Raw genomic sequence first — 20,052 nt, 5'->3', positions numbered from 1 at the left:
GTCCGGGGCCGGATCCCGTGCCCCTCACCCGATCGGGCGGACGGCACGGGACCCGGGCGGGGCGGTCAGTTGACCGCGTCCACCTCGTCCCCGGCCAGTTCCACGTCGTGGACGAGCGGGCCGTCGCCCACGACGATCCGCGCGGTGCGGGAGCCGTGCGCGGGGGCGTCGGCGGCCAGCGCGTAGGCGCCGGGCGCGGGCACGGCGAGGATGTACGAGCCGTCGGCCAGCGCGGTGACCCGGTCGAGCGGCCGCCCGTCGGCCGCGACGAGGAGCACGGTCGCGCCCTCGACGGGGTCCCCGTCGACGGTGCGGACGAAGCCGTGCACGACGGAGGGGGACGGCGCCGCGGCACCGGACGGGGCATCCGGCGCGGCACTCGACGCCCCCGCGGCCGGCTCCTCCCGTGGCTCCACCGCCAGGTGCGGCAGCCGTTTCTCCAGCCCCGCGGGCAGCCACCAGTTGGCGCGGCCCAGGAGGTGCATCGCCGCCGGTACCAGGGCCGTGCGCAGGACGAACGCGTCCAGGGCGACCGCGGCGGCCAGGCCGATGCCCGCCATCGCGCCCTCCGTGTCGCCGCTGAGGACGAACGCCGAGAACACGCTGATCATGATCAGGGCCGCGCAGTTGATGACCCGGCCGGTCTCCGCGAGGCCGACCCGCACGGCGCGGGCGTTGTCCTTGGTGTGCACCCACTCCTCGTGCATCCGGCTCACCAGGAAGACCTGGTAGTCCATGGAGAGGCCGAAGAGGAGCGAGAGCATGATGACGGGGAGGAACGCGGTGATCGGGCCCTCCTTGCCGAAGCCGAGCGCCTCCACCCCCCAGCCCCACTGGAAGATCGCCACCAGCACGCCGAACGACGCGGCGGCGGCCACCAGGTTCATCACGGCGGCCGTCAGCGGCACCACGAGGGAGCGGAAGGCGACGAGGAGCAGCGCGAAGCCCAGCGCGATGATCGTCGCGATGAAGTACGGCAGCCGTTCCCCGGTGACGGACGCGAAGTCCTTGAAGACGGCCGTCACCCCGCCGACGTGCGCCTCGGTCCCGGAGGCGGGGATCACCTCGTCGCGCAGCCGGTCGATCAGCCGGTCGGTCTCCGCGGACTGCGGGGAGGTGGTGGGCATGACCTGGATGACGGAGACGCCGTCGGCGGGCGGCGCGGCGGCCACCCGGGCGACGCCCTCGGTCACCTCGATGGACCGGACCAGGGCGGTGGTGTCGCCGCCTTCGGCGACCACCTGGAGCGGGCCGTTGAAGCCGGGTCCGAACCCCTCGGCGAGCAGGTCGTACGCCTGCCGGGTGGTCGTGGACCCGGGCTGGTTGCCCTGGTCGCTCGCGCCGAGCCGCAGGGAGAGCACGGGGATGGCGAGGACCGCCATGACGACGATCGCGACCGCCGCCGTGGAGCGGGGGCGCCGCTGCACGTACGCCGACCAGCGGGCGGCGGGACCGGACGCCTCAGCCGGCTCGGGGCCGGCGGCGGCCAGCCGCCGCCGCTGCCTGCGGCTGAGCACCCGCGTGCCGAGCGTCCCGAGGAGCGCGGGCAGCAGGGTGGTGGCCGCCAGCACGCTCAGGACGACGGTGAGCGAGGTCGCGACGACCACGCCGTCCAGGAAGCGCAGGTTCATCACCAGCATCCCGGCGAGCGCGACACAGACCGTGCCGCCCGCGAACAGCACCGCCCGGCCCGAGGTGTCGAGCGCGGTGACGGCCGCCTCCTCCGGGTCGGCGCCGCGCAGGATGGAACGCCGGTGCCGGGTGACGATGAACAGGGCGTAGTCGATGCCGACGCCGAGGCCGATGAGCGAGCCGAGCAGCGGCGCCACCTCGGGCACGTTCGTGACGTGGCTGAGCAGCGTCGTCGACATCATGCCGCTGCCGACGCCCGCGACCGCCGTGACGATCGGCAGCAGCATCGCGAAGAGCGACCCGAAGGCGAGGAACAGCACGACGGCCGCCGCGGCGATCCCGACCAGTTCGGCCGTGCCCATGGGCGGTTCCTGGGCGTTGGCGATGGCCTGGCCGCCCAGTTCGACGCGGAGGCCGTCGCGTTCGGCGTCCTTCGCGGTGTCGATGATGTCCCGGGTCACCTCCTTGTCCACCGCGTTGGCCCGCTCGGCGAAGGTGATCTCGGCGTAGGCGATCCGCCCGTCCCGGCTCACCTGGGCGGCGCCCTGCCCCTCGTAGGGGGAGGCGACGGCGCCCACGCCGTCCATCCGCCCGATCTCCTGCAGGGCGGGTTCGATCCGGGACCGTACGGAGGCGTCCCGTACCGATCCCCCGTCGGCCTTCCACACCACCGTGTCGGTGTCGCCGGAACGCTCCGGGAAGGCCCTCTCCATCAGGTCGTACGCGCGCTTGGAGTCCGTGTCCGGGAGGGAGAAGACGTTCGCGTAGTCCGACCCCGCGGCCGAACCCCCCGCCCCCAGACCGAACAGCGCCCCCAGCCACAGCAACAGGACCACCAGCCGATGCCGGTAGCACCACCGCGCCAATGTCGCCACGCCACAACTCCTCGTCCTCAGGGTTCGCGGGAATCGCTTCGGTCGGTCCCCCGGGTCCTGTGCGTCAGGATCGGCGGCCCCGGCGGTGCGGGGACACCGCGGCCGCATGACTCTCAAGGAACTCCAAAGCGGCAGCCCTGCCCGCCGCCGGGCGACGCGCGGATACTGAGTCCATGACGACGTCTCCCGGCACCGTGCTGGTCGTGGAGGACGAACCGAGCATCGCGGACGTCCTCGCGATCGCCCTGCGCTTCCACCGCTTCGAGGTGATGTGCGCGGGCACGGTCCAGGACGCCCTGTCGCTCGCCGGGTCCACCCGGCCGGACGCCGCGCTCCTGGACGTGATGCTCCCCGACGGCGACGGACGGGCGCTGGGACGGGAGTTGCGGGAGCGGCGGCCCGAACTGGCGCTGGTCTTCCTCACCGCGCGCGACGCGCCCGCCGAGATCGTCGGGGCGCTCGGCTTCGGCGACGACTACATCACCAAGCCGTTCAACATCGACGAGGTCGTCGCCCGGGTCGGGGCGGTGCTGCGCCGGGTCCGCCCCGCCGACGTGCTGCCCGAGCGTCCGCCGCTGCGCTACGGCGACCTGGAGCTGGACGAGACGACGTACACGGCGCGGCGCGGCGCGGGCTCGGTGGAGCTGACCCCGACCGAGTACGCGCTCCTGCGCTTCCTGGTCCGCAACGCCGGGCGGATCGTGCCGAAGGAGCAGCTCCTGCGGCACGTCTGGAGCTACGAGCACGCGCCGTCGGAGTCGACGGTCGTGGAGACCTACGTCAGTTATCTGCGCCGCAAGCTCGACGCGCTCGGGCCGCCGCTGATCACCACGCGGCGGGGCGTCGGGTACGGCCTGGCATGAGGGTGCCGTGCCCCCTGCGGCGCCGCCGCGCCAAGGGCATCCCCTCGCTGCGCGCCAAGCTGACGGTGGCGAACGTGGTGCTGCTGGCGATCGGCGTGGCGGTGGCGACCGCGGTCAGCCTCTTCGGCATGCGGCACTACCTGCTCGACCAGATCGACGCCGAACTGGCCCGCAGCCGGGAGTCGATGAACGGGTCGCCGCTCACCATGGAGCAGCTCGACGCGCTGGGCGCGGTGGCGCTCGTGCGGGACCGGTTCCTGGACGGCGGCGAGAGCGACGACCGGGCCCCGGACGCGATCTTCGCCGCGACCGGCGGCGACGGCCGGGCGGTGGCGCTCGCCGGGTACGGCCCGACCGACAGCCAGCGGGCCCTGGCCGCCGCGGTGGACGACCCGGCGGCGCTGGCCGCCGACACCGAACCGCACGACGTCACCGTGGACGGCACCCCCTACCGGGTCACCGCGACCCGGCTCGGCGACGGCACCCTCATCCTGATCGCCACCTCCACCGACGCCCTGCACCGGGGCGTCGGCAAGGCCCTCAAGCTCGATCTGGCCGTGGGCACGCTGCTGCTCGCGGTGCTGGCCTGCCTGACGATGTTCAGCGTGCGGCGCCGGATGCGGCCCCTTGAGGACATGGTGGAGACCTCGTCCGCGATCGCCGAGGGGGACCTGACCCGGCGGGTGCCGTCCAGCCGGGAGGCGACCGCGGAGGTGGAGCAGCTGCGGCTGGCGCTGAACTCGATGCTCCAGCAGGTGGAGTCGGCGTACCGGACGCGCGAGCGCAGTACGGCGCAGCTCAGGCGGTTCGTCGCCGACGCCTCGCACGAGCTGCGCACGCCGCTGTCGGCGATCCGCGGCTACCTCCAGCTGTACGACAAGGGGATGCTGCGCGAGCCGGCCGAGCGCAGGCGGGCCTGGGTGCGGGTGCTCGCCGAGGCCGACCGGATGGGCCGGCTCGTCGATGAACTCCTCACCCTGGCCCGTCTCGACCAGCGGCCCGAGCTGCGGCTGCGCGCCGTGGACGTGGCGCGGCTGCTGCGGGACGCCGCCGAGGACCTCAGGGCGCAGCAGCCGGAGCGGCCCGTGACCGTGGCCGCCGACGGGGTGCTGCTGGTGCGCGCCGACGAGTCGGGGCTGCGGCAGGTCGTCGGCAACCTGGTGGCGAACGTACGGGTGCACACCCCGGCCGGGGTGCCGGTGCGGCTGGCCGCCGAGCGGGCCGGCGGGGCGGTGCGGCTGACGGTGGAGGACGCGGGTCCGGGGCTGGGGCCCCAGGACGCGGCGCGGGTCTTCGACCGGTTCTTCCGGGCGGGCGGCGGCGCGGGCAGCGGCCTGGGGATGGCGATCGTGCAGGGCGCCGTGCGGGCGCACGACGGCGAGGTGACCGTACGCACCGCGCCGGGCGAGGGCCTGGCGGTGACGGTCACCCTGCCGTCCGGGCCGGTCAGGTGAGGACGGCCGCCGCGCACAGCAGCAGCCAGACCAGGCCGAGCGCGGCCGTCCTGACCTGGGCCACCACGGCGAGGAAGCGGTGCGGCGGGTTCAGGGGGAATTTCCGCAGCGCCCAGGTGACCAGCAGGGACGCGCCCGCCGTGAACGCCAGCAGGAAGAAGGGGCGCGCGGGCGGGTAGTCGGCCTCATGGGGTTCGTAGGACTGGCTCTCCAGGTACAGCAGTTCGGCGAAGGCCAGCCAGAGGAAGGCGCTGACCGCCGTGAGGACGGCGTCCGTCGTCGCGGAGACGGCCGGGACGCGTCGGGGTGTACGTAAGAGTGTGCTCATGCCTGCCTCGATGCCAGTTCCACCACGGTGATGTCGGACTCCGCGCCCACCCGGGTCGGCGGGCCCCAGGCGCCCGCGCCGCGGCTGACGTACAGCTGGGTGTCACCGTAGCGTTCCAGGCCCGCCACGGTGGGGTTCGCGGCGGCGGCGAGGAGGCTGCCGGGCCAGAGCTGGCCGCCGTGGGTGTGGCCGGAGAGCTGGAGGTCGACGCCGTGGTCGACGGCGTCGTGGATCATGACCGGCTGGTGGGCGAGGAGCACGCTGGCCCGGGACCGGTCGCGGTCGCCGAGGGCACGGTCGTAGTCGGGGCCCTGGCCCTCGTCCTCCCCGGCGATGTCGTTGACGCCCGCGAGGTCGAAGTGGGGCAGTTCGGCGCGCTCGTTCTCCAGCGGGGTCAGGCCGAGGCTCCGTACCTCCTCCACCCACTGTTCGGCGCCGGAGAAGTACTCGTGGTTGCCGGTGACGAAGTAGGCGCCGTGCCGGGCCTTCAGCTGCGCGAGAGGTGCGGCGGCCGGTCCCAGGTCCTTCACGCTGCCGTCGACGAGGTCGCCGACGACCGCGATCAGGTCGGGCTGGGTGCGGTTGATCGTGTCGACCACGGTCTGGGCGAAGCCCCGGCCGAGGACCGGGCCGAGGTGGATGTCGCTGACGACGGCGATCCGGAAGCCGTGCGCGGCGCGCGGCAGCTTGGCCAGCGGCACGGTGACGCGCTTGACGGTGGGCCCGTTCAGCACGCCGTACGTGCCGTACCCGACCGTTCCGACGGCCACCGCGGCGGCGGCTCCGCCGACCACCCGGGAGACGAAGAGGCGCCGGGAGGGGCCCGGGGCGGGGGCGGGGGGCGCGGGGGACGCGGGGGGCCCGGCGGTCTCCGGCGGAGACGCGGGCGCGTCCTTCGCCTCAGGAGCCGGTGCGGGAGCCGTGCTCGCCGGTATCCGCTCGGCGGGGTGCGGCTCGGGGGCCGGTGCCGGGGCGCCGGCGGCCCGGCGCTCAAGGGCGCGGCGCAGCAGCGGCCGTACCGCCTCGCCCACCAGCAGCGCGAGCAGCAGGTAGACCGAGAGGGCCATCCACAGGAAACCCGGCCAGGCCAGGATCTGCTGGAGCCGGAACGGGGCCCCGGTGCGTTCGGCGACGAGCGCGGCGACGGCCAGCACCCAGCCGCCGGCGACCAGTACCGCGCCCGCGCGCCGTACCCACCCCGCGGCCGTGGTCGTGTCGCGGAACAGCCGCCGCCACACGTACCAGTTGGCCGTCGCGAGGACGCCCACCATCACCGAAGCGACCAGCACGAAGACGACCACCATGCCGTCGTACCCCCCTGTTTCCTTGATCCGACGACTATGACGTGCGGCGCAGTGCGCGCACTCCGCGCAACCCGATGACCCCGACGACCGTCCCCAATACGAAGGAGACCACGGCCAGCAGCAGGTGCACCCAGAAGTACGCCGTGGGGTCGCCGTCCTCGAAGGCGAGTCCGCTGCTGTCCTTGGCCAGATTCTTGGCGAAAGTGATCCAGATGATCCAAGACCACACCCCGAAGGCGAGCAGGAACCAGGAGACGGGACGGCTGAGCTTCATGACCCCAGTATCGCCGTCCCGCGTCCGGTTCCGTGTCCGGGGTGGGGAGGGGGGTGGGACGCCGCGGCGGCCTGGCGGTACGTTCTCGACCGTGCCCGCACCCAAGAAGACCGTCCGGCGTTCCCTGCTGGCCGCTCCCGCTGTCCTGACCACCGTCTCGGCGCTCGCGCTGGCCGCTCCGGCCGCCGTCGCCGCGCCGAGCCCCGACGCCTCGTCGAGCCCTTCGGCCACGCCGCCGGCCTCCATGTCGACCGTGGGCGGCGCCCGGCTGGGGCAGCCGGGGACCCAGGCCAACCTCGCGAGCGGCGTGCCGGTGCTGCCCAAGGACGTCACCGCCCGGTCCTGGATCGTCTCCGACGCCGAGAGCGGCGAGGTGCTGGCCGCGCACAACGCCCACTGGCAGCTGGCTCCGGCGTCCACCCTGAAGATGCTGTTCGCCGACACGCTGCTGCCGAAGTTCCCGAAGACCACCGAGCACAAGGTCGCCGTGTCCGACCTGGAGGGCATCGGCTCCGGTTCCAGCATGGTCGGGATAAAGGAGAACGAGACGTACTCCGTGCACGACCTGTGGCTCGGGGTGTTCCTTCGCTCCGGCAACGACGCCGTGCACGTGCTCTCCGCGATGAACGGCGGCGTGGACGAGACGGTCGCGGACATGAACGACCACGCCGAGGAGTTGCGGGCCCTCGACACGCACGTGGTCAGCCCGGACGGCTACGACGCCCCCGGCCAGGTCTCCTCCGCCTACGACCTGACCCTGTTCGCCCGCTCCGGGCTGCAGAAGGCGGACTTCCGCGAGTACTGCTCGACCGTCTCCGCGAAGTTCCCGGGTGCGACGACCAAGAACAAAAAGGGGAAGAAGGTCCGCGAGGACTTCGAGATCCAGAACACCAACCGGCTGCTGACCGGCGACTACGACATCGACCAGTACCCGGGCATCGCGGGGGTGAAGAACGGCAACACCACCGACGCGGGCGCCACCTTCACCGGCGTCGCCGAGCGCGACGGCAAGGTGCTCCTGGTCACGGTGATGAACCCGGAGAAGAACGACCACAACGAGGTCTACAAGGAGACCGCGAAGCTCTTCGACTGGGGTTTCGAGGCGGCCGGGAAGGTCGAGCCGGTGGGCGAGCTGGTCGCGCCGAAGGGCGCGGCGGCGACCGCGGCACCGGAGACAGGGACCGGTGAGGCGGGCGGCAGCGGGGACGCGTCGCCCGGCACGAAGCCGGTGGGGGCCGCCGCCGCGGGCGACACCGGCGGCGCGGGCACCGCGCTGGCGATCGCGGGCGGCGCGGTGGTGCTCCTCGCGGGCGCCGCGTTCCTGGTCAACCGCCGGTGGCCGCTGCCGGATCTGGTACGCCGCCGGACCCGCCCCTGACCCCGGCCGGCTCCGTCTCCTTGCTGCCCGTCGCCGTCCAGGAGGCGCAGAACAGGACCAGCTTCGAGGTGAAGTTGATCCACAGCAGCAGGGCGACGGGCACGCCGAACGCGCCGTACATGCTCTTCGCCGCCACGCCCTGCATGTAGCCGCTGAGCAGCAGTTTGAGCAGTTCGAAGCCGATCGCGCCGATCAGCGCCGCCACCAGCAGCCGGCGGCGCTCCGGTTCGGCGCCGGGCAGCAGGGTCAGGACGTACAGCAGGACGAGGAAGTCGGCGAGGACGGCGACGGCGAACGCCGCGATGTACATCAGGACCCCGCCGAAGCCGCCGCCGTCGATGCCGAGCTGCCGGAGGATCCAGCCGACCAGCGCGGAGGCGACGGTGGAGATGGCGAGGGTGACCAGGAGCGCGCCGCCGAAGCCGATGAGGACGCCGCCGTCCTTGACCCGGTGCAGGACGGGGTTCTCCTCCTCGTCGGGCAGTTCCCAGACCGCGCGCAGACAGCCCCGGGTCTGTTCGATCCAGCCCATGCCGGTGAAGAGCAGCAGGGCGGCGGCGATGACCCCGACGGTGCCGGCGTTCTCCACCAGTCCGTCGATGTTCAGCTGGTCGGCGATGCCGGGGATCTGCTCGGCGATGGTGTCCTGGACCTTCTTCTGCTGTTTCTCGCTGAGCGTGGCGGCGATGACCGCGCCGGCCAGGGCGAGCAGCGGGAAGAGCGCGACGAAGCTGGTGAAGGTCATGGCGGCGGCGAGCCGCGTCCACTTCACCCGGTCCAGGCGCTCGTAGGAGCGCCAGGCGTGTGTGGCCATCAGCCGGGTCATCCACGGCCCCACTACGGGAAGCCTCTTCAGCCAGTCCATGCGGTGTCCCTGCCCGCTGTCGGGAAAACCAGTGTCCTCGTACCCCAGAAACGCAGGGCGGTGGCGAGGATCATGCCGATTCCCGCGCCGGAGACCGTGTCGGCGCGCTGCGAGGTGAGACCGAGACCGTAGTGGCTGACGGCCAGGCACAGCAGCTGTACGGCCGCCCCGGCGAGGTTCACCGCGAAGAACACGGCGCAGGGGCGCAGGCCGCGGGGCCGGGTGCGGCGGTAGGTGCCGAGCGCGTTCCCGGCGTACGCCACCGAGCAGCCGGCGACGAAGGAGAGCGCCTTGGCGGTGAGCGGGTCGCATCCGGCGGGGCCGCGCAGCGCGGTGAAGAGGGCGAGGTCGGCGGCGTAGGCGAGGAGCCCGGCGACGGCGAAGCCGGCGAGTTCCCGGCGGGCGCCCACCCAAGGACCACGGGCGCCCGCCAAGGGACCACGGGCGCCCGCCAAGAAGCCACGGGCGCCTACCAAGGAGCCACCGCCGCGCCGTACATGGCCATCCACAGCAGGCCGATGAGGGCGAGGGCGCGGTCGTGCAGCACGACGTCCTCCGGTTCGCCCGCGGTGCCCCGGTCGGCGAAGACGGCGTAGCGCAGGACGGCGAGGATGAAGGCGACCACGGACAGCTGCCGCCAGGGCAGCAGGCCGGTGTGCGGGTCGCCGCCCTCCTCCAGGGCCCACAGGCAGTAGCCGAGGACGGCGACGCCGGCCGCGAGCTGCCAGACGAAGCGGAGGTAGCCGGTGGTGTACTCGGTGAGCAGCGCGCGCGTGGCGCCCGCTTTCCCGGCCATCTGCACGGCCTCGGAGTAGCGCTTGGCGGAGACCATGAAGAGCGCGCCGAAGCCGGTGGTGATCAGGAACCAGCGGGAGAGCGGGATGCCGAGCGCGAGCCCGCCGATCGTGGCGCGCATCAGGAAGCCGGTGGTGACGACGACCAGGTCGACGACGAGGACGTGCTTGAGGCTGACGCAGTACGCCAGTTGCATGGCGAGGTAGGCGGTCAGCAGGGCGGCGACGGCCGGGGAACAGAGCCAGAGCGCGGCGGCGGGGGCGAGGACGCCGAGGGCGCCGCCGACGGCGTAGGCGACGGGGACGGGGACCTGGCCGGCGGCGACCGGGCGGTGGCGTTTGACGGGGTGGGCGCGGTCGGCGTCGGCGTCGCGGGCGTCGTTGACGAGGTAGACGGCGGCGGCGCAGGCGGTGAAGAGGGCGAAGACCAGCGGCAGCCGGGCGAGGGCGTGCTGGGTGAGGAGTTCGCCGGCGGCGGCCGGGGCGGCGACGACGAGGACGTTCTTGATCCACTGTTTGGGGCGCGCGGTGCGGACCAGGCCGGTCAGCAGACCGCCGGCCCGGGGCGGTTCGGGGTGCTGCCGCTCGGGGGTGCGCTGCCGCAGGACGGTGGTGTCGGCGACGGACGCGGTGGTGTCAGCCACGGACGCCTCCGCGCATCCAGTCGGCGCCGAGGCGGGCGGTGAGGGCGCCGAGGGCCGCGCCGGCCGCCACGTCCGAGGGGTAGTGGACGCCGGCGACGAGCCGGGAGAGGCAGACGGCGGCGGCCACCGGCCAGGCCGTGCGGGCGCCGAGCCGGTGCAGTGCGCCGAAGGCGACGGCGGCGGCCGCCGCGGAGGTGGCGTGCGAGCTGGGGAAGGAGTGCCGGCCCGCGGTGCGTACCAGGGGGCGCACATGCGCGGGACGGGGGCGCCTCACGACCCGTTTCACGCCGATGCTGGTGAGGTGCGCGCCCGCGGTGAGGGCGGTGCCGCGCAGCCAGGCGCCGCGGCGTGGCGCGTCCAGGGCGGCTCCGGCGAGTCCCGCCGCGAGCCACACCGCCCCGTGCTCGCCGGCCCAGGACAGGGCACGGGCGGCGCCTGCCACGCGCGGGTCGCCGCCGCAGGCCCTGAGCGCCGAGACGATCCGGTGGTCCATGTCGTCGTCCATGTGGACTCACTGTTCATGGCGAGGGCGGCGGAGGGAGGGCAAAACTCCGGGACGATTGAGTGACATCCCATTAATCACCCATTTTGGGGATGAAAGAGACGCGAACAGAGCGCACCGGATGTTTCATGCCGGAATGCCCCTATAAGGGCGCTACGGTCTCCGGCATGTCTGCCGACACCGCACCCGAGGTCACCTGGGGTCCCGTCACCGGGTGGGGCCGCACCGCCCCCACCGCCGCCCGGCTGGTCCGTCCGCGGACGTACGAGGAGGCCGCCGTCGCCGTCCGCGACTGCGGGCCGCGCGGCGCCGTCCCCCGGGGCCTGGGCCGGGCCTACGGCGACGCGGCGCAGAACGCGGGCGGCGCCGTCCTCGACATGACCGGCCTGGACCGCATCCACGCCATCGACGTGCAGGGCGGCACCGTCCTGTGCGACGCGGGCGTCTCCCTGCACCGGCTGATGGAGGTGCTGCTGCCGCTCGGCTGGTTCGTGCCGGTGACGCCCGGCACCCGCTACGTCACCGTCGGCGGGGCGATCGGCGCCGACATCCACGGCAAGAACCACCACGTCTCCGGGTCCTTCTCCCGGCACGTCGTCTCCCTGGAACTGCTCACCGCCGACGGGCGGGTGCGGACCGTCACCCCGGGCACCGACCTGTTCGACGCGACCGCCGGCGGGATGGGCCTCACCGGGATCATCCTCACCGCGGCGGTCCGGCTCCAGGCGGTCGAGTCCTCCCTCGTGTCGGTGGACACCGAGCGCGCCGCCGACCTCGACGACCTGATGGCCCGGCTGACCGCCACCGACCACCGCTACCGCTACTCCGTCGCCTGGATCGACCTGCTGGCGCGCGGCGCCGCGACCGGCCGCGCGGTCCTCACCCGGGGCGACCACGCGCCGCTGGAAGCGCTGGGGCGCCGCGCCCGCCGGGACCCGCTGGCGTTCCGCACCGCCCGCCTCCCGGCCGCCCCCGCGTTCGTCCCGGAGGGCCTGCTCAGCCGCACCACGGTCGGCCTCTTCAACGAGTTCTGGTACCGCAGGGCACCCCGCGCGCGCACCGGGCAGCTCCAGACCGTACCGGCCTTCTTCCACCCCCTGGACGGCGTCCCGCACTGGAACCGGATCTACGGGCGCGGCGGCTTCGTCCAGTACCAGTTCGTCGTCGGCCACGGGCAGGAGGAAACGCTGCGCCACGTCGTGCGCCGCATCTCCGAACGCCGCTGCCCGTCCTTCCTCGCCGTCCTCAAGCGGTTCGGGGACGCCGACCCGGGCTGGCTGTCCTTCCCGGTGCCCGGCTGGACGCTGGCCCTGGACATCCCGGCGAACCTGCCCGGCCTCGGCGCCTTCCTCGACGAGCTGGACGAGGAGGTCGCCACCGCGGGCGGCCGGGTCTACCTCGCCAAGGACTCCCGGCTCCGCCCCGAACTGCTCGCCGCGATGTACCCGCGCCTGGACGGCTTCCGCGCCCTGCGCGCCGAGCTGGACCCGCGCGGGGTGTTCACCTCCGACCTGTCCCGGCGACTCGCCCTCTAAGGCCCCCTGGAGATTCCCGTGAAGGACGCCTTCGGCCTCCCCCAGTCCCTGCTCGTGCTCGGCGGTACGTCCGAGATCGCGCTGGCCACCGCGCGGCGCCTGGTGGCCCGCCGCACCCGTACCGTCTGGCTGGCCGGCCGCCCCTCCCCCGCCCTGGACGAGGCCGCCGGGCGGCTGCGGGCGCTCGGCGCCGAGGTGCGCACCGTCGCCTTCGACGCCCTCGACCCCGCCTCGCACGAGGAGGTGCTGGGCAAGGTCTTCGCGGAGGGCGACATCGACCTGGTGCTGCTCGCCTTCGGACTCCTCGGCGACCAGGCGCACGACGAGCGGGAGCCGGTCAGCGCCGTGCGGGTTGCGCAGACCAACTACACGGGCGCCGTCTCCGCCTGCCTGGTCGCCGCCGCCGCGCTCCAGACCCAGGGCCACGGCTCGCTGGCCGTGCTCTCCTCCGTCGCCGGGGAGCGGGCCCGCCGCGCCAACTTCATCTACGGCTCCAGCAAGGCGGGCCTGGACGCGTTCGCGCAGGGGCTCGGCGACGCGCTGCACGGCACCGGCGTGCACGTCATGGTCGTACGCCCCGGGTTCGTGCGGTCGAAGATGACCGCCGGTCTGGAGGAGGCGCCGCTGGCGACGACCCCGGAGGCCGTCGCCACCGCGATCGAACTGGGGCTGCGGCGCCGCTCGGAGACGGTGTGGGTGCCGGGTGTGCTGCGGGTCGTGATGTCGGCCCTGCGCCACCTGCCGCGCGCGGTCTTCCGGCGGCTGCCGGTCTAGAGCCCGCCGGAGCCGCCGCCGCGAGCTGCCCTACGAGGTGAGGGAGTCGTGCTCCGGGCAGCCCGCCTGGGGCGGGACGACCGCGCTGCCGAAGGGGAACTCGCGGAGCTTGCGCCACACCCCGTCGGCGCCCTGCTCGTAGAGGGCGAAGCCGGTGCAGGGCCACTCGGCGCCGTAGCCGGCCAGCTCCTCGAAGGCGCGGTCCATCGCCGCCTCCTCGATGCCGTGCGCCACCGTGACGTGCGGGTGGTACGGGAACTGCAACTCGCGGGCGACGGGCCCGGAGGCGTCCCGGACCTGCTTCTGGAGCCAGGTGCAGGCCTCGGCGCCCTCGACCACCCGGACGTAGACCACGGGCGACAGCGGGCGGAACGTGCCGGTGCCGTCGAGCCGCATCGGGAACGGCCGCCCGGCGGACGCGACCTCCGCGAGGTGCGCCTCGATCGCCGGCAGCGCCGCGGCGTCGACCTCCGTCGGCGGGAGCAGGGTGACGTGCGTGGGGATACCGTGCGCCGCGGCGTCACCGAAGCCCGCGCGCAGCTGCTGGAGCTTGCTGCCGTGAGGCTCCGGGACCGCGATCGACACACCGATCGTTACGGTCCCCACGTCGTCTCCTGTCCTTCTGTCGGTGTCGCCCGTCACACCTGGAGTGACGGCGGCGAGCGAAGTGGCCGCCGATGCGGCCACCCGGTTATCGACTGTACGGCCACGGCCCGGTTGTGGGCAGGCGCAACCGAAGTGATGTGCGGCGCGTACCGCGGACTTCAGTGCTTGGCGGGCAGGAATCCCACGCGGTCGTACGCCTGCGCGAGGGTCTCCGCGGCGACCGCGCGGGCCTTCTCCGCGCCCTTGGCGAGGATCGAGTCGAGCGTCTCGGGGTCGTCCAGGTAGCCCTGGGTGCGCTCCCGGAACGGCGTGACGAAGTCGACCATGACCTCGGCGAGGTCCGTCTTGAGCGCGCCGTAGCCCTTGCCCGTGTACTTCGCCTCCAGCTCGCCGATGGTCTCGCCGGTCAGGGTCGAGTAGATGGTGAGGAGGTTGCTGACGCCGGCCTTGTTCTCGACGTCGTAGCGGACGACCGTGTCGGTGTCGGTGACGGCGCTCTTGACCTTCTTCACGGTGGTCTTCGACTCGTCGAGGAGGTTGATCACGCCCTTGGGGTTGGCCGCCGACTTGCTCATCTTGGCCGTCGGGTCCTGGAGGTCGTAGATCTTCGCCGTCTCCTTGAGGATGTACGCCTTCGGGACGGTGAAGGTCTCGCCGAAGCGGCCGTTGAAGCGCTCGGCGAGGTCGCGGGTCAGCTCGACGTGCTGGCGCTGGTCCTCGCCGACGGGGACCTCGTGCGCCTGGTAGAGCAGGATGTCGGCGACCTGGAGGACGGGGTAGGTGAAGAGACCGACGGAGGCGCGGTCGGCGCCCTGCTTGGCGGCCTTGTCCTTGAACTGGGTCATGCGGCTCGCCTCGCCGAAGCCGGTGAGGCAGTTCATGACCCAGGCGAGCTGGGCGTGCTCGGGAACGTGGCTCTGGACGAACAGCGTGCAGCGCTCCGGGTCGAGACCGGCCGCGAGGAGCTGGGCGGCGGCGAGCCGGGTGTTGGCGCGCAGCGTGGCCGGGTCCTGCGGGACCGTGATCGCGTGCAGGTCGACGACCATGTAGAACGCGTCGTGGCTCTCCTGCAGGGCCACCCACTGGCGGACGGCGCCGAGGTAGTTGCCGAGGTGGAACGAGCCTGCGGTGGGCTGGATTCCGGAGAGCACACGGGGTCGGTCATTCGCCATGTTCACCATTCTCTCAGGTCGTGGGGGCCGCTCGGAAACGGGTTGTGGACCCTCCGGTGGCCGCGGCGGGATCGTGGAGGGCAGGAGTGCCGAGAGCTGGGGGCGGCTGATGCGCGGGCGACGGGGAGCGGTCATGGCGGCGGTGCTGATGGGGGTGGTGAGTCTGCTCGGGTGGAGCGCGCCGGCGGCGTCGGCCGGGGGGCCGACGGCTGTGGTCCTCGTCTCCCCGGAGAGCGAGGCGACGGCGTCGCTGCACGCCTTCCACGACGACTACCGGGCCCTGGAGCGGCTGCTCGGCCCGCTGGAGGGCGGCGAGCGCACCGGACCGCCCGACGCGGGCCGGCCGTTCGCTCAGGTGGACGTCATGTGGCTGCGCTACGACGGCAGCCCGTGGCGGGTCGACCGGGTCTATCCGCTCCTCGACGCCGCGCAGGTGTGGATCCATACGACGCCGGGGGCGTCCGGCCGGGCGGAGGGGCACTGGCACCGCGCGGAGCGGCCACAGGGGCTGCGGGCGCTGCTGGAGCGGCTCGGGGTGCTGGGTGCGGCGGACGCCGGTGCCGGCCCGGCGGACGCGGAGGACGGACCGTGGCTCACCGGCTGGTGGTGGGCGGCGGCCGGCGCCGTGGCCGGGGCGGTGCTGGCGCTGGGCCTGCGGCCGTACGCCGGGCGGCTGCGGCGGGGTCCGCGGCCGCGTCCCCGGGAGGACGGGCCGCGGCAGGAGCTGATCGATCTCTGAACCCGCCGCGGCCGCCCGCGGGCGGTCGCCCGGCTCAGCCGAGGTCGATCTCCGGGTACAGCGGGAAGCCGGCCACGAGGTCGGAGGCGCGGCGGGCGATCTCGTCGGAGATCTTGGCGTCCAGGATGTGCTGGGCCTTGGAGGGGGCGCCGGACTTGGTGGTGCCGGGCTCCGTGGCGGTCAGCACGCGGTCGATGAGACCGGCGACCTCGTCCATCTCGTCGGCGCCGAGGCCGCGGGTGGTCAGGGCGGGGGTGCCGATGCGGATGCCGGAGGTGTACCAGGCGCCGTTGGGGTCGGCGGGGATGGCGTTGCGGTTGGTGACGATGCCGGAGTCGAGGAGCGCGGCCTCGGCCTGGCGGCCGGTGAGGCCGTAGGAGCCGGCGACGTCGATCAGGTTGAGGTGGTTGTCGGTGCCGCCGGTGACCAGGGTGGCGCCGCGCTTCAGCAGGCCCTCGGCGAGCGCGCGGGCGTTGTCGACGACGCGCTGGGCGTACTCCTGGAAGGCGGGCTGCCGGGCCTCGGCGAGGGCGACGGCCTTGGCGGCCATGACGTGCGGGAGCGGGCCGCCGAGGACCATCGGGCAGCCGCGGTCGACCTGGTCCTTGAGGGAGTCGTCGCACAGGACCATGCCGCCGCGCGGACCGCGCAGCGACTTGTGGGTGGTGGTGGTGACGATCTGGGCGTGCGGCACCGGGTCGAAGTCGCCGGTGAGGACCTTGCCCGCGACGAGACCGGCGAAGTGCGCCATGTCGACCATGAGGGTCGCGCCGACCTCGTCGGCGATCTCCCGCATGATCCGGAAGTTGACCAGGCGCGGGTAGGCGGAGTAGCCGGCGACGATGATCAGCGGCTTGAACTCGCGGGCCTGGGCGCGCAGCGCCTCGTAGTCGATGAGGCCGGTGGCGGGGTCGGTGCCGTAGGAGCGCTGGTCGAACATCTTGCCGGAGATGTTCGGGCGGAAGCCGTGGGTGAGGTGGCCGCCGGCGTCGAGGGACATGCCGAGCATGCGCTGGTTGCCGAAGGCCTGGCGCAGCTCCTCCCAGTCGGCGTCGGTGAGGTCGTTGATCTGGCGGACGCCGGTCTTCTCCAGGAAGGGCACCTCGACGCGGGCGCCGAGGACGGCCCAGAAGGCGACGAGGTTGGCGTCGATGCCGGAGTGCGGCTGGACGTAGGCGTGGCGCGCGCCGAACAGTTCCTTCGCGTGCTCGGCGGCGAGGGACTCGACGGTGTCGACGTTGCGGCAGCCCGCGTAGAAGCGGCGGCCGACGGTGCCCTCGGCGTACTTGTCGCTGAACCAGTTGCCCATCGCCAGCAGCGTGGCCGGGGAGGCGTAGTTCTCCGACGCGATCAGCTTGAGCATCTCGCGCTGGTCGGTGAGCTCCTGGCCGATGGCGTCGGCCACCCGCGGCTCGACGGCGCGGATCACGTCGAGGGCGGTGCGGTACGCGGTGGAAGCGGGGGTGGGCTGGTTTTCAGCGGACATGCGGGACCTCCGGGACGTCGTCTTCCAGCGTTCACGGTACGGCCCAGGCGCACGGCACATGTTCCGACCCCTCGGGGTCAGGGGCCGCTTCCCGATGGTTGTCCATCCCTGCGCGCCAGTCACGGCCCTGCGGGCCAGGGTACCCGACGTCGGGTACGGCGTTCAGAGGATCACGTGGGGAAGGAAGCGGGCGTACTCGTCCGTCACCAGGTCCGTCGACTCTCTGATGCCGAGGCCCGCCGACTCGTTCTCGACCACCCAGGCGCCGAGGACCGTGCGGTTGCCGTCGAAGTCGGGGAGCGGGCAGAGCTGCTGGTAGCAGCAGGGTTCGTCGCGGGGGGCCGGGTCCGAGCCGGGGGCGTGGACCGTGACGCCCGCGCCTTCGCGGCCGAGGAGGGGCTTGGAGACCCAGCCGGTCGTCCCGGCCAGTTCGCGGGGGCCGTCCAGGTGGGCCGGGAGGAGGTTGGGGTGGCCGGGGTACAGCTCCCAGAGGATCGCGAGCAGTGCCTTGTTGCTGAGCAGCATCTTCCAGGCGGGTTCGATCCACAGGGTGGTGCCGGTGCCGCCGCCGTTGTCGAGGGTGTCCAGGACGTGGCCGGCGAAGCGGTCGGTGGTGAGCCACTCCCACGGGTAGAGCTTGAAGACGCTGCGGATGAAGCGCAGGCGGTTGTCGACGAAGCGGCCGGAGAGGCGGTCCCAGCCGATCTCCTCCACGGGAATGGACTCGGTGGCCAGGCCCGCCTGCTCGGCGGTCTCCTTGAGGTAGGCGACCGTCATCAGGTCCTCGCCGAGTTCGTCGGCGGTGGAGTGCGCGAAGTACAGGGGGCTGCCGGGCGGCAGCAGCGCGGCCTGCTTCCTCCAGGCGTCGACCAGGCGCTCGTGCAGGGAGTTCCACTGGTCGGCGCCGGGGAAGCGCTCCTCCATCCAGAACCACTGCGGGGAGGCCGCCTCGACCAGGGAGGTCGGGGTGTCGGCGTTGTACTCCAGCAGCTTCGCCGGCCCCGTGCCGTCGTAGCGCAGATCGAAGCGGGCGTAGACGGAGGGGAGTTCGGCGCGGCGCCGCCAGGCCTCGGTGACGGCGGCGACCAGCCGCGGGTCGGTGATGCCGAGGTCGGCGAAGCGGTCCGTGGCGACGATGTGCGCGGCGGCGGCCAGGCACATGCGGTGCAGTTCCTCGACGGTCTCCTCCAGCGCCTCGATCTCCGGGAGGGAGAAGACGTAGTAGGCGCTCTCGTCCCAGTAGGGGCGCAGGGAGTCGTCGGGGTAGCGGGTCAGGGGGTAGATCAGGCCCTGTTCCTCGACGGTCCGCTGCCAGCCGGGGCGCGGGGTGATCGTGCGGCGTTCCACGCGGGTCAGCCGCCGCCGCTGCCGGAGGAGGAGCAGCCGAAGCCGCCGCGGTCGACGGCCTCGTCGCGGTCGAAGGTGCCGTAGTCGGCGCGGCCGCGGCTGACGTCGGCGTCGTAGTACCAGTCGGCGTCGACCGTCTTCCGGCTCACCTTGCGGCTCGAACTGCCGGACGTACCGGTGGACTTGCAGTTCTTGTCGGCGACGACGCGGTAGCCGTCGGCGTAGTCGTAGCTGTCGCGGTCCACGCAGCGCCGGTCGGGCTCGGATCCGCACGAGGTGAGGGCCGCCGCGAGGACGCCCATCCCCCCGAGGATGACGGTGCTGGACCGCAGCCGTCGTCGTGTCTCCGCCATCTTCGAACTCCCCCGGTCGTCCGTTCGGATGATCGGCAGGATGCTACGGCAGGACCCGGCACAGGGCATCCAGGGCCCCCGTCCAGGCGTGGTCCGGCGGGGTGCCGTAGCCGACGACGACGCCGTCGAGGGGCGGGCACACGGCGTCGGGGTGGCGGAACGGGCCGAGGCCGTGCAGGGCGAGGTTCTGCCAGGTCGCGGCCTGGACGACGGAGCGTTCGGTGCCGGGCGGCAGCAGCAGGACGGCGTGCAGACCGGCGGCGATGCCGGTGACGCGGACGGCGGGGGCGCGGACGGCGAGGGCGGCGACGAGGGTGTCGCGGCGCCGCCGGTAGCGCAGCCGGGCGGAGCGGACGTGCCGGTCGTGGGCGCCGGAGGTGAGGAACTCGGCGAGGGTGAGCTGGTCCAGGACGCCGCAGGAGTCGACATGGCCCTTGGCGCGGGTGGCCTCCTCGGCCAGGGCGGGCGGGAGGACGGCCCAGGCGAGGCGGAGGCCGGGGGCGAGGGCCTTGCTGGCGGTGCCCAGGTGGATGACACGGTCGGGGTCGAGGCCCTGGAGGGCGCCGACGGGCTGGCGGTCATAGCGGAACTCGCCGTCGTAGTCGTCCTCCAGGACCAGGCCGCCGGTGCGGCGGGCCCAGTCGACGACGGCCGCGCGGCGTTCGGGGCTCAGCGGCGAGCCCATGGGGAACTGGTGGGTGGGGGTGAGCAGGACGGCTCCGGCCTCCCCGGCGGGAGCGCGCGGGTCGGTGCCGAGGCCGTCGAAGGGCAGCGGCACGGTGCGCAGTCCGGCGGCGGCGAGCAGGTCGCGGTGGAGGTACAGGCCGTAGGAGTCGACGGCGACCGTGCGGACGCCGCGGGCGTGCAGGACGCGGGCGAGGAGGGTCAGCGCGTGCGGGAAGCCGTTGCAGACGAGGACGTGCCGGGGGTCGGCGCGCACGCCCCGGGTGCGGGAGAGGTATCCGGCGAGGGCGGCGCGCAGCTCCGGGCGGCCCCGCGGGTCGCTGTAGCCGAGGGCCTCGTGCGGGGCGGCGGTCAGGGCGCGGCGGGCGGCCCTGAGCCACGCGGCGCGCGGGAAGGAGGCGAGGTCGGGGGTGCCGGGGCGGAGGTCGTAGGCGGGGCGGGCG

General features: G+C 73.5%; 20 protein-coding genes and 1 riboswitch. Of the genes, 6 read left to right on the top strand and 14 right to left on the bottom strand.

Annotated features, from left to right (window positions below):
• Window positions 1-65: 65 nt before the first annotated feature.
• Window positions 66-2,498, bottom strand: a complete 2,433-nt coding sequence (locus tag UW392_RS29380) for an MMPL family transporter (protein WP_320778185.1) — start codon at window positions 2,496-2,498, stop codon at window positions 66-68.
• Window positions 2,499-2,680: 182 nt separating this feature from the next.
• Here UW392_RS29380 and UW392_RS29375 point away from each other — a divergent pair, with 182 nt between their 5' ends.
• A complete protein-coding gene (locus tag UW392_RS29375) occupies window positions 2,681-3,370 on the top strand; it encodes a response regulator transcription factor (RefSeq protein ID WP_320778166.1) in 690 nt (229 codons plus the stop codon).
• Entirely contained in the window at window positions 3,367-4,824 is a 1,458-nt protein-coding gene (locus UW392_RS29370) for a HAMP domain-containing sensor histidine kinase (RefSeq protein ID WP_320778165.1), read from the top strand. The genes UW392_RS29375 and UW392_RS29370 overlap by 4 nt, the downstream gene beginning before the upstream one ends.
• Here UW392_RS29370 and UW392_RS29365 read toward each other — a convergent pair.
• Genes UW392_RS29365 through UW392_RS29355 form a run of 3 tightly spaced genes read right to left on the bottom strand, consistent with a single transcriptional unit; the run spans window position 4,817 to window position 6,730 of the window.
• On the bottom strand, window positions 4,817-5,152 hold the full coding sequence (locus UW392_RS29365; RefSeq protein WP_320778164.1) for a hypothetical protein: 336 nt from the start codon (window positions 5,150-5,152) through the stop codon (window positions 4,817-4,819). The genes UW392_RS29370 and UW392_RS29365 overlap by 8 nt on opposite strands.
• Window positions 5,149-6,456 (bottom strand): metallophosphoesterase, encoded by a 1,308-nt coding sequence (locus tag UW392_RS29360; RefSeq protein WP_320778163.1) that lies wholly within the window; start codon window positions 6,454-6,456, stop codon window positions 5,149-5,151. The genes UW392_RS29365 and UW392_RS29360 overlap by 4 nt, the downstream gene beginning before the upstream one ends.
• Before the next feature lie 34 nt (window positions 6,457-6,490).
• A complete protein-coding gene (locus tag UW392_RS29355; protein ID WP_320778162.1) occupies window positions 6,491-6,730 on the bottom strand; it encodes an SCO4848 family membrane protein in 240 nt (79 codons plus the stop codon).
• A 91-nt stretch (window positions 6,731-6,821) separates the two neighbouring features.
• Between UW392_RS29355 and UW392_RS29350 the strand changes: the two genes are divergently transcribed.
• Window positions 6,822-8,108 (top strand): D-alanyl-D-alanine carboxypeptidase, encoded by a 1,287-nt coding sequence (locus UW392_RS29350; RefSeq protein ID WP_320778161.1) that lies wholly within the window; start codon window positions 6,822-6,824, stop codon window positions 8,106-8,108.
• On the opposite strand, the gene UW392_RS29345 is transcribed toward UW392_RS29350, so the two are convergent.
• From UW392_RS29345 to UW392_RS29330, 4 genes are read right to left on the bottom strand one after another with little or no spacing between them, the layout of a single operon-like run.
• Window positions 8,056-8,973 carry a YihY/virulence factor BrkB family protein gene (locus tag UW392_RS29345; protein ID WP_320778160.1) on the bottom strand — a complete coding sequence of 306 codons (918 nt, stop codon included), beginning with the start codon at window positions 8,971-8,973 and terminating at the stop codon, window positions 8,056-8,058. The genes UW392_RS29350 and UW392_RS29345 overlap by 53 nt on opposite strands.
• Complete coding sequence (locus UW392_RS29340; RefSeq protein WP_320778159.1) at window positions 8,961-9,383, bottom strand: GtrA family protein; 423 nt, start codon at window positions 9,381-9,383, stop codon at window positions 8,961-8,963. Before UW392_RS29340 ends, UW392_RS29345 begins: the two co-directional genes overlap by 13 nt.
• A gap of 59 nt (window positions 9,384-9,442) precedes the next feature.
• Window positions 9,443-10,372, bottom strand: a complete 930-nt coding sequence (locus UW392_RS29335) for a decaprenyl-phosphate phosphoribosyltransferase (protein WP_320778184.1) — start codon at window positions 10,370-10,372, stop codon at window positions 9,443-9,445.
• A gap of 31 nt (window positions 10,373-10,403) precedes the next feature.
• The gene (locus UW392_RS29330) at window positions 10,404-10,916 is read right to left on the bottom strand and encodes a phosphatase PAP2 family protein (RefSeq protein ID WP_320778158.1); all 513 of its coding nucleotides are present in this window, start codon (window positions 10,914-10,916) and stop codon (window positions 10,404-10,406) included.
• A gap of 164 nt (window positions 10,917-11,080) precedes the next feature.
• On the opposite strand from UW392_RS29330, the gene UW392_RS29325 reads away from it, so the two are divergent.
• Window positions 11,081-12,448 (top strand): FAD-binding oxidoreductase, encoded by a 1,368-nt coding sequence (locus tag UW392_RS29325; RefSeq protein ID WP_320778157.1) that lies wholly within the window; start codon window positions 11,081-11,083, stop codon window positions 12,446-12,448.
• Between the two features lie 18 nt (window positions 12,449-12,466).
• A complete protein-coding gene (locus UW392_RS29320) occupies window positions 12,467-13,222 on the top strand; it encodes a decaprenylphospho-beta-D-erythro-pentofuranosid-2-ulose 2-reductase (RefSeq protein ID WP_320778156.1) in 756 nt (251 codons plus the stop codon).
• A 30-nt stretch (window positions 13,223-13,252) separates the two neighbouring features.
• Here UW392_RS29320 and UW392_RS29315 read toward each other — a convergent pair whose 3' ends face one another.
• A complete protein-coding gene (locus tag UW392_RS29315) occupies window positions 13,253-13,828 on the bottom strand; it encodes a 2'-5' RNA ligase family protein (protein WP_320778155.1) in 576 nt (191 codons plus the stop codon).
• 158 nt (window positions 13,829-13,986) lie between these two features.
• Window positions 13,987-15,000 carry a tryptophan--tRNA ligase gene (gene trpS / locus UW392_RS29310; RefSeq protein WP_320778154.1) on the bottom strand — a complete coding sequence of 338 codons (1,014 nt, stop codon included), beginning with the start codon at window positions 14,998-15,000 and terminating at the stop codon, window positions 13,987-13,989.
• Between the two features lie 133 nt (window positions 15,001-15,133).
• On the opposite strand from trpS, the gene UW392_RS29305 reads away from it, so the two are divergent.
• Window positions 15,134-15,739 carry a hypothetical protein gene (locus UW392_RS29305; protein ID WP_320778153.1) on the top strand — a complete coding sequence of 202 codons (606 nt, stop codon included), beginning with the start codon at window positions 15,134-15,136 and terminating at the stop codon, window positions 15,737-15,739.
• A 34-nt stretch (window positions 15,740-15,773) separates the two neighbouring features.
• Here the strand turns inward: UW392_RS29305 and UW392_RS29300 are convergent, their stop codons facing one another.
• The 4 genes from UW392_RS29300 to UW392_RS29285 all read right to left on the bottom strand — a co-directional run.
• Entirely contained in the window at window positions 15,774-17,225 is a 1,452-nt protein-coding gene (locus UW392_RS29300) for a glycine hydroxymethyltransferase (RefSeq protein WP_320778152.1), read from the bottom strand.
• Between the two features lie 34 nt (window positions 17,226-17,259).
• Window positions 17,260-17,358: riboswitch (ZMP/ZTP riboswitch) on the bottom strand.
• A 29-nt stretch (window positions 17,359-17,387) separates the two neighbouring features.
• A complete protein-coding gene (locus UW392_RS29295) occupies window positions 17,388-18,572 on the bottom strand; it encodes a glutathionylspermidine synthase family protein (RefSeq protein ID WP_320778151.1) in 1,185 nt (394 codons plus the stop codon).
• 5 nt (window positions 18,573-18,577) lie between these two features.
• On the bottom strand, window positions 18,578-18,925 hold the full coding sequence (locus UW392_RS29290) for a hypothetical protein (protein WP_320778150.1): 348 nt from the start codon (window positions 18,923-18,925) through the stop codon (window positions 18,578-18,580).
• 43 nt (window positions 18,926-18,968) lie between these two features.
• The coding region (locus UW392_RS29285; protein WP_320778149.1) for a PLP-dependent aminotransferase family protein at window positions 18,969-20,052 on the bottom strand (1,084 nt) is incomplete at its 5' end.

This window comes from Streptomyces sp. CRN 30 (assembly GCF_034105845.1).
Note: the sequence above shows the minus strand (reverse complement) of the source record. Positions and strands in the feature narration are given on the sequence as shown.